Consider the following 8,332-nt stretch of genomic DNA (forward strand, 5'->3'; position numbering starts at 1 on the left):
CGAGAGGAGATGTGTGAATCCGAGAGCCGTGCGCGGGCAGCAAAGTTGGCTCCGTAGACAAGCGGTTGAGGAACTGGATGTCGTTGGTTGCTAGCGTACCTGCTTCCGGTTCATGGCGGGCAGATGCTGCGCAGGGCCGTGACGAGATCATCGGGCCGACACGGCTTTTGAAGGCGGATAGCCCCGGAAAAAGCACTCGGCTGTTGCTCGGGCAAGTAACCGGAAACAACGATGAAAGGCAGTCCGCGTGCCGCCAGCGCCGACGCAGCAGGGCCGGCGCTGACCCCTGCCAGGTTGGCGTCGAGGACGGCGGCATCGAGGACGCCCTTTTCGATTATCGCGAGCGCCGTTTCAAGTCTTCCAGCCACGCCGGCGATCTCGAAACCGGCCTCAAGGAGAAACTCTTCGAGCATGTATGCGAGCAACGCCTCGTCCTCGACAATGAGGATACGCGCATTGCACCGTTTGTCGCCGGTCGGCGCGGGCGCGCTCATCTACGTTTCAGCCCGGGTTAACGCCAGAACGTTCTCCAATGGCGCGCTCAAGTTCCACGAGAGACCTTGCTCCGCATAGATGATCTCGGCGGTGCCCTGGACCGCCGCCTCCGCCATCCGACCGATCACGACCTGGCCGAAACCCTTCCGGGCGGCTACCGCAACTTTCGGGCCTCCATCTTCCAGCCAGGACATCGAAAACGCCGGTTTGGCGTCGGCAACGACTTGCCAGACGATGCGCACCCGCCCCTCGCCGTTTGACAGCGCCCCGAACTTGGCGGCGTTGGTTGCGAGCTCATGCAGCGCCATGCCGATGCCCTGAGCGGCCTCCGCCCTCAGTCGCGCGGGCGGGCCGTCGAGCAGCACGCGCGAGCCGATCAGCTCCTTGAAATGGTCGAGCTGGGCCTCGACGAGATCGCAAACTTCGACTCCCTGCCATTTGTTCTTGACCAGCAGGTCCTGGCCGGCGGCGAGGCCGCCGATGCGGTCGGACAGGCGCTGCGCCAGGGTCGCGGGGTCGCCGCGCTTCGCGGTTTGATGAGCAACGGCTTGAACCACGGCGAGCAGGTTTTTCGCGCGGTGGTTGACCTCGGCTATCAGCAGCTTGACATGCTCCTCGGAACGCCTGCGCTCGGTGATATCGCGGATGTTGCACTGGATGATGGGGCGGCCGTTTTCCTCATAGAGGTTGGCCACGACCTCGGCTACCCGATGTCGTCCGCCGTGGACTTCGAGCGGCAAGTTTTCGTAGCATACTTGGCTCACCAGTTTCAGTTTCCGAACCATCTCCAGGCTTGCGGCTTCGTCTTCGAGCAGGCCGACCTCGAAGAGCTGCTTGCCGACCAGTTGGTCATGCGGGTAGCCCAGAATCTCCGTAATGAACGGATTGGCGTCGACGATTTTGCCCGTGCCGGGGTCGAGGATGAGGATTCCGTCGTGTGCCGTTTCAAACAGACGGCGGTAGCGTATCTCCGAGATCAGGACTTTATCCTCGTGCTGCTTGCGCTCGGTCACATCGCGGATGACGGCGAGCATGCCGGCCGGCTGTCCGGTGATCCCGCGCAGCACCGTGACGCCCGACTCGACGTTCAGCTCGCGGCCGTCGTGCCTGACGTGGACGTTCTCGCCGCGCCATTCCCCGCGCTCGTCCAGGGTGGCCTTCGCGGCGGCCTCGCCCTCGGGATGCAGCCATCGCGTTTCATGTATCTTCGACAGCGCTCGCCCGAGAGCCCCGGACGCAGCGAAGCCGTATAGCCGTTCGGCGGCGGCGTTGAGATAAATGATGCGCTCCTCGCTATCGACGGCGATCACGGCATCGCTGACCTGCGCCAGCATCTCTCCACGAAATCGGTTGGTTTCGGCGTCCTGGCCCTGCAGGACGTAAAGCTGCGGACCCTCGGCACTCTGGACCACCAGCGCATCCACCTCGCCGCGACGAATCGCCCGGAGCATTTCCTCCGCCTCGTCCAATCGCGCCCGGAGCGCGGCGTTTTCCTCGAGCAGTGCTGGTCGTCGGGGCGATCTTGTGCGCATGCGGGATCAGCGCGTTCTTGCCGGCGAGGGCTTCTGCGCGGACTCGCGGAGGTCGAGCCCGAGCAGGATGCGATCGGTCTGCGACATGTCGCCAATGAACCGGCGAAGCGGAAGCGGCAACTTTTTGATCAAGGTCGGTGCGGCGATGATCTGCTCGCCTTTGGCCAGCGACGGATATTGGGAGATGTCCACGACCTCCAGATCGTAGCGTCCGTCCAGAGCCGATCAGGAAGGGGTATTCGTTCATGCCGTGGGCGGACCCGCGATATTTCAGGACGCGCAGCCGCCGGGTGGAGATCTGCTCCTGGATGCGCTGGTCAAGAACGATCACGCAGTCGGCCACGTATTCCTCCAGGCCGTAGCGCGTGATCGAATTGCCCTCGCCCTTTTCTCCGGTGATGATCGCGGTCATGCCGCGATCCTTCAGCCAGCGGAAGAGGCGGCGCAGCTCGGCGCGCAGAACGGCGTGGTTCGGCAGACCGGCAAACAGCGCCTCGACCGTGTCGAGCACCACGCGTTTCGCGCCGATCGAATCGATGGCGTGCCCGATGCGAATGAACAGTCCTTCGTTGGACTCCCGCCGGGATCGTAAGGCAAACTGTCGCGCGCGTCTGTGCGAAATTGCTCACAAACGCGTTCGACGCGGGCCGCCTTGTTCGACCCCAGGCGCCTTATCCTTGCCTGCTTCCACGACAGCGCGGACGCCCGAAATCTTGGACAGCTCCGCAGACAAAAAATGTCGCAACCGGATGTCGTTCTTCGGCAGCTGCGAGATTTCCGGTTACCCCTGGCGCGGGGGTGTTCCCGCGGCAATTGTATCCGCCGCGTTCGTCATGCCCGGGCTTGTCCCGGGCAGCCACGTCTTTAAAAACAACAGGGGCGCTAAAGACGTGGATGGCCGGAACAAACTCCGGCCATGACGAAGAGGATCCTGCGCCGCTACCGGGGACATCATGAGCCTGCCCGCCAAAATCCCCGCCGCCGGCGACGAGCGCTCGGCGCGGCTGGCCGGCATCGGGCTGATGCTGCTGTCGGTCTTCATGTTCTCGTTCGGCGATGCGCTCGGCAAGTTCATCGTCGCGACCTATTCGGTCGGACAATTATTGTGGCTGCGCGGCTGTGCGGCGCTGATCCTGCTGTCGCCCGTGATGTGGCGGTATCGTGGGGCGTTCAGGCATCTGGAGCGGCCATGGCTGCAATTGCTGCGGGTGATGCTTTCCACCCTCGAAGTGGCCGCGTTTTTTCTCAGCGTCGTCTATCTGCCGCTGGCCGATGTCATCACCTATTACCTGGCCTGCCCGATATTCGTCACCGCGCTGTCGGCGATCGTGCTGCGCGAGCACGTCGGCTGGCGGCGCTGGGCCGCCGTCCTGATCGGGTTCTGCGGCGTGCTGATAGCACTGCATCCGTCGTCGCAAACCACGGGCTGGCCGGCGTTGATCGCGCTCGGCGGCAGCCTCGCCTTTGCGCTCTTGATGCTGATCACCCGCTCGCTGCGGGCGACGGCGGATATCGTGTTGGCGTCGTCGCAATTCGCCGGGACGTTCGCGCTTGGTGCGCTGCTGTCACCGATCGGCTGGGTGACGCCGAGCCTGGGGAGCCTTGCTCTGTTCGCCGCGGCGGGATGCATTTCGGTAGCGGCCCTGTTGTGCGGCAATCGCTCGCTCAAACTGGCGCCGGCGAGCGTTGTCGTGCCGTATCAATATTCCATGATCGTCTGGGCCATGATGTTCGGCGATGTCGTATTCGGCGACGTGCCTTCGCCGGCGACGGTGGCGGGCGCAACCATCATCGTCGGCTCCGGATTGTACATATTCCTGCACGAGCGGAAGTTCGGCAGCATTGCTGCCGAGGTCAATCCGCCGCTGGTGTGAGGGCGCACTTGGAAACTCCCCTCCCCACCGCTTCGCGGGGGGACGGGAGAACCAGATCCGATTCAATAGCTTTGAAGGCTGGCCCTACTTGGCCGGAACCACGTCCTGGTCCGGCGGCCGGCTCGCCGCGCGCCGCGTCGATTTGCTCCAGTTCTTCAGCGACGACCACACGCTGCGGGTCAGCCGGAAGCAATCGACCGGGGTCGATGAGCCCAGCGCCTCGAAGCGATGCAGCTCGACGCCGCTCCATTGGAAGCCGCATTTCTCGAGCACGTTGCGCGAGGCCGGATTGACCACCCGCGCGCCCGAAACCAGCTGCTCGACACCGAACTCCTCGAACGCGAAATCGATCACGGCGCGGATCGCCTCGGTGGCGAAGCCCTGGCCCCAGTGATCGACCCCGAGCCAATAGCCGAGTTCCGGCGTCGCCGGTTCGCGCCAGTCGATGCCGACCATGCCGATCGGCCGGTGATCGAGCTCGATCAGGAACACCGTCGGGCTGTCCGGCTCGGCCTGGCCATTGACCAGCTGCACCGCATGCTCCTTTAGATAAGGATGCGGCAGGCGGCGGGTATTCACCGCGACACGCCGGTCATTGGCGAGCCGGGCAATGAAATTGATGTCGGCGAGCGTTGGCCTGCGCAATATCAGTCGTTCGGTCTCCAGGACACAGTTACTCGGCTCGCGCCATCGCGAGGTCGGGTTATCCTGCAGCATATCGGGCTCCTCCAGGCGTAAGCAAACCACAGCTTAATTTCGGCGAATGTTCGCCCCGCAAAACCGATATCCATCCTCGGATCACTCTGCGGAACACGCATCATTAAAAAAGGGAGGCCGGTTTCCCGCCTCCCCTAAAGAGCCCGCTTGAGCTCCGCCGGTTCACAGGATCCGGCGGACGTGAACTTATCCACCGCTTACTCGACCGCAGCCTCCGCCATCGGAACCACCGATACGAAAGTGCGGCCGTTGGCTTTTGCACGAAATTCGACATGGCCTTCGACCTTGGCGAACAGAGTATGGTCGGTGCCCATGCCGACATTATGGCCGGGATGCCAGGTGGTGCCGCGCTGGCGCGCAATGATATTGCCGGGAATGACACGCTCGCCGCCATAGGCCTTGATGCCGAGCCGTTTGCCCGCCGAATCACGCCCGTTTCGCGATGAACCGCCTGCTTTCTTATGCGCCATGACCCGTCTCCTGCTTAGTCGTATCTCTAGATCAATTCCTTAATGGAATCATTCCACTTTTTTCGATGCTTCACTTTTTATCACGTTCGCGCTTCGCGGCGTTGTGCACCGCGGCGTGCGCCAGTTTGTCGCGCCCGGTGGCGCCTAGTCTTCGGCCTCGGCAGTCGCGGCTGCCGCCACCTTTTCGCGCTTCGGCCGCGGACCGATCGAAGGCTTGTTGTCGTCGGTCAGGATCTCGGTGACGCGCAGCACCGTGATCTCGTCGCGATAGCCGCGCTTGCGGCGGGAATTCTTGCGGCGGCGCTTCTTGAACGAAATCACCTTCGGGCCGCGCTTGTGCTGCAGCACTTCGGCCGCGACCGAGGCCCCGGCCACCATCGGCGCGCCCAGCACGGGCTGATCGCCGCCGACCAGCAGGACTTCGCCAAGCTGCACGATCGTTCCGACATCGCCGGCGATCTTGCCTATCTCAAGCACATCATCCGGAACGACGCGGTATTGCCGGCCGCCGGTCTTGATGACTGCGAACATCGTTTTATTCCTTCGTGTTCGATCCCGGCCTCGGACGGGTCCGGGCCGGCTTTTTCTTCAGTCGCTATGGCTTAGAACCAAACGGCCTAGAACCGTCATGGGTTCGTTTTTTTTTGCGCCGGGAAACCAATCCCTTGATTGGCACAAAAACAAGCGGCGCGAGGAACTCCCGCGCCGGGTGGGTGGACTTATAGCGGGCAAGCGCCGGGAGTCAAGGCAAAGCGGTCCGAAAACGGCCCAACATGAGGGATTTGTGCCGCTTTCCGCACCAATGCCCGTCCGCACCGGGTCGGGCCCCGCGGTGAAACCAATGGGTTCCCCAGCCGTTGTATCCCAAGTTCCGGCAGGGCCAGGGCACAATGGCTGAAGATAGCATGGCGACAACGGGCATTGCCCGGCACGGCGCGGCCCGTCTGCCGTCGGTCGACGTCGACAGTTTCAATATCGAGCTGAAAGACGAAGACGGCTTTGTCGGCGACCGCGCCAGCAAGAGCGCGTTCCGCAGGATTCTCGACGGCCTGCGCAAGCCGCTGAAGAAGAACGGCGAGGATCCGCTCGGCAGCAAATCCACTGAAGCCATCGGCAAGGGCACGCTCGACGCGGCGCTGGTAGGCGACGACATCGCCGCCGCCGCGCTGGTGCACGGCGCGATCGAGGAATTCGCCCAGGAGCTTGCGTGTGTGACGCAGCGCTTCCTCAAGACCAAGGCCTGGGCCGATACCGAACGCATCGTGGTCGGCGGCGGCTTTCGCGAGAGCCGGGTCGGCGAGCTTGCGATCGCGCGCACCGATATCATTCTCAAGGCCGCGGGCTGCAAGGTTGATCTGGTGCCGATCCGGCATCATCCCGACGACGCCGGCCTGATCGGCTGTCTGCACCTCGCGCCATCCTGGATTCTCGAAGCCCATGACAGCATCCTCGCGGTCGATATCGGCGGCACCAATATCCGCTGCGGCGTGGTCGAGACGCGCTGGAAAAAGGCCAGCGATCTGTCTAAGGCGGAGGTGTGGAAATCGGAGCTCTGGCGCCATGCCGATGACGAACCGACCCGGGACGGCGCGGTCAAACGGCTGGTGAAGATGCTGAAGGGCCTGATCGCGGCGGCGGATGCCGAGGGACTGAGACTGGCGCCCTTCATCGGCATCGCCTGTCCCGGCGTGATCGACGCCGACGGCTCGATCGAGAAGGGCGCGCAGAACCTGCCGGGCAACTGGGAGAGCAGCAAATTCAATCTGCCGGCACGCCTGGTCGAGGCGATCCCTTCGATCGGCGACCACGATACCGCGGTCTTGATGCATAATGACGGCGTGGCGCAGGGTCTTGCCGAAATGCCCTTCATGCAGGACGTCGAACGCTGGGGCGTGCTGACCATCGGCACCGGTCTCGGCAATGCGCGCTTCACCAACCGCAGGCGGGACAAGACCACCGGGGACGACAGCAAAGGCAAGGACAAAGACAAGAAGTAAAAGAGAGAGACAAGAAGAATAGGTAGTAATACGTACCGGGTAACCTTGAACAGTTACGCTAAATCAAGGATGCCGTTGCCTGCGGCGCGCCAATCGCTACCGTGAAGGCGTCGCACAAGCTGGCCAGCGAAATGCACTTCCCGGCCAACAATTTCAATGCGCGACACGGGGCCGCCAGTTTTTTAACCGCGTCTGGCGGCCCCACCCTGGGGGTTCGACCCCTTGCCCGCCGGCAGCGACCGGATTTCTCGCCGCCTCCGCCTTGTCTGCCCCGCCATCCTCGCCTAGAACTCGCCCCGACCGCGGGCGGGCGACCGCCCTTGATGGCACCCTCAGGAGAGGTGGCAGAGTGGTCGAATGCACCGCACTCGAAATGCGGCATAGGTGCAAGCCTATCGGGGGTTCGAATCCCTCCCTCTCCGCCAGCCAACGATCCCAAACGTTCCCAACTTGCACCAAAGTTCTTGCAGCGCAATGGTTTACGGGTCAGAATCGTTCCCATCCATTCCCGATGTTGCCCGCCGAAACCCGGAAAAAACCGGGTATGAAACCGGGTAGCGTACCGGCCAAGCCGGGTATTGTGGGGCGCCGATGCTGACCGATGTCCAGATCCGCAAAGCCAAGGCCGCAGACAAGCCGTACAAGCTCACCGACGGCGGCGGACTTCACGTCTACGTCACCTGCAAATCGTCACCGATGGAGGGACCACGTTCGAGGTCGTCGCACGCGAATGGCACGACATGAACAAAGGGCATTGGGTCGAACAGCATGCTTATGACGTTCTCCATTCGCTGGAACGGGACGTATTTCCCGACCTAGGCTCCGCCCCGATCAGGAATATCACCGCAGCTAACGTCATATCCGTGCTCCGCAAGATCGAGAACCGTTCGGCAGCCGAGACCGCGCGGCGCATCCGGCAACGGATGTCCGCCGTATTCGTTTACGCAATTGCATCAGGTCGAGCCGAGAACGACCCGGCGGCCGCCGTGCAAAAGGCAATGAGGCCGGTCAAGAAGGGGCGACAGCCGGCCATCACGGATCTCAAGCAAGCCAGAGAAGTCTTGCGTCATGCGGACGCGACGCCGGCGTCACCCGTCACCAAATTGGCCTTGCGGCTGCTGGCGCTCACCGCCTTGCGACCTGGGACGTTGATCACGACACCCTGGGCAGAGCTAGGCGATCTCGATCCGGAGACTCCGATTTGGCAAGTGCCGGCGGCGCGAATGAAACTCCGGCTTCAGTACAAG

At 63.0% G+C, this 8,332-nt stretch carries 9 protein-coding genes, 1 tRNA gene and 1 pseudogene; 4 read left to right on the forward strand and 7 right to left on the reverse strand.

The window, feature by feature from the left end:
* Positions 1 to 110 precede the first annotated feature (110 nt).
* The 4 genes and pseudogenes from ABSG20_RS23350 to ABSG20_RS23365 all read right to left on the reverse strand — a co-directional run.
* The gene (locus ABSG20_RS23350; protein WP_423866876.1) at positions 111 to 494 is read right to left on the reverse strand and encodes a response regulator; all 384 of its coding nucleotides are present in this window, start codon (positions 492 to 494) and stop codon (positions 111 to 113) included.
* Positions 495 to 2,027, reverse strand: coding sequence for a PAS domain S-box protein (locus tag ABSG20_RS23355; RefSeq protein WP_490338334.1), 1,533 nt, complete (start codon positions 2,025 to 2,027; stop codon positions 495 to 497).
* A gap of 6 nt (positions 2,028 to 2,033) precedes the next feature.
* Positions 2,034 to 2,219: a circadian clock KaiB family protein gene (locus ABSG20_RS23360; protein WP_423866878.1), complete on the reverse strand. Its 186-nt coding sequence runs from the start codon at positions 2,217 to 2,219 to the stop codon at positions 2,034 to 2,036.
* Positions 2,220 to 2,250: 31 nt separating this feature from the next.
* Positions 2,251 to 2,595, reverse strand: a pseudogene (locus ABSG20_RS23365) (ATPase domain-containing protein); the annotation flags it as partial.
* Between the two features lie 385 nt (positions 2,596 to 2,980).
* On the opposite strand from ABSG20_RS23365, the gene ABSG20_RS23370 reads away from it, so the two are divergent.
* Positions 2,981 to 3,901 (forward strand): DMT family transporter, encoded by a 921-nt coding sequence (locus ABSG20_RS23370; protein ID WP_423866879.1) that lies wholly within the window; start codon positions 2,981 to 2,983, stop codon positions 3,899 to 3,901.
* A gap of 84 nt (positions 3,902 to 3,985) precedes the next feature.
* On the opposite strand, the gene ABSG20_RS23375 is transcribed toward ABSG20_RS23370, so the two are convergent.
* From ABSG20_RS23375 to rplU, 3 genes are all read right to left on the reverse strand, one after another.
* Positions 3,986 to 4,618, reverse strand: coding sequence for a GNAT family N-acetyltransferase (locus ABSG20_RS23375; RefSeq protein WP_423866880.1), 633 nt, complete (start codon positions 4,616 to 4,618; stop codon positions 3,986 to 3,988).
* Positions 4,619 to 4,815: 197 nt separating this feature from the next.
* Complete coding sequence (rpmA, locus tag ABSG20_RS23380; protein ID WP_423866881.1) at positions 4,816 to 5,088, reverse strand: 50S ribosomal protein L27; 273 nt, start codon at positions 5,086 to 5,088, stop codon at positions 4,816 to 4,818.
* 144 nt (positions 5,089 to 5,232) lie between these two features.
* Entirely contained in the window at positions 5,233 to 5,619 is a 387-nt protein-coding gene (gene rplU / locus ABSG20_RS23385) for a 50S ribosomal protein L21 (protein WP_423866882.1), read from the reverse strand.
* Between the two features lie 359 nt (positions 5,620 to 5,978).
* Here rplU and ABSG20_RS23390 point away from each other — a divergent pair, with 359 nt between their 5' ends.
* The 3 genes from ABSG20_RS23390 to ABSG20_RS23400 all read left to right on the forward strand — a co-directional run.
* Positions 5,979 to 7,085: an ROK family protein gene (locus tag ABSG20_RS23390; RefSeq protein ID WP_423866883.1), complete on the forward strand. Its 1,107-nt coding sequence runs from the start codon at positions 5,979 to 5,981 to the stop codon at positions 7,083 to 7,085.
* 335 nt (positions 7,086 to 7,420) lie between these two features.
* Positions 7,421 to 7,510 (forward strand) — tRNA-Ser (locus ABSG20_RS23395).
* Positions 7,511 to 7,663: 153 nt separating this feature from the next.
* Positions 7,664 to 8,332 (forward strand): tyrosine-type recombinase/integrase (locus ABSG20_RS23400; RefSeq protein ID WP_423866884.1); only part of this gene is annotated, 669 nt, incomplete at its 3' end.

The organism is Bradyrhizobium sp., from assembly GCF_049512235.1.
In the GTDB taxonomy this organism is placed as follows: domain Bacteria; phylum Pseudomonadota; class Alphaproteobacteria; order Rhizobiales; family Xanthobacteraceae; genus Bradyrhizobium.

Coding starts and splice junctions, on each gene's coding strand:
- rplU (WP_423866882.1), bottom strand. CDS start 5,619: ATGTTCGCAGTCATCAAGACCGGCGGCCGGCAATACCGCGTCGTTCCG.
- ABSG20_RS23375 (WP_423866880.1), bottom strand. CDS start 4,618: ATGCTGCAGGATAACCCGACCTCGCGATGGCGCGAGCCGAGTAACTGT.
- ABSG20_RS23355 (WP_490338334.1), bottom strand. CDS start 2,027: ATGCGCACAAGATCGCCCCGACGACCAGCACTGCTCGAGGAAAACGCC.
- rpmA (WP_423866881.1), bottom strand. CDS start 5,088: ATGGCGCATAAGAAAGCAGGCGGTTCATCGCGAAACGGGCGTGATTCG.
- ABSG20_RS23390 (WP_423866883.1), top strand. CDS start 5,979: ATGGCTGAAGATAGCATGGCGACAACGGGCATTGCCCGGCACGGCGCG.
- ABSG20_RS23370 (WP_423866879.1), top strand. CDS start 2,981: ATGAGCCTGCCCGCCAAAATCCCCGCCGCCGGCGACGAGCGCTCGGCG.
- ABSG20_RS23350 (WP_423866876.1), bottom strand. CDS start 494: ATGAGCGCGCCCGCGCCGACCGGCGACAAACGGTGCAATGCGCGTATC.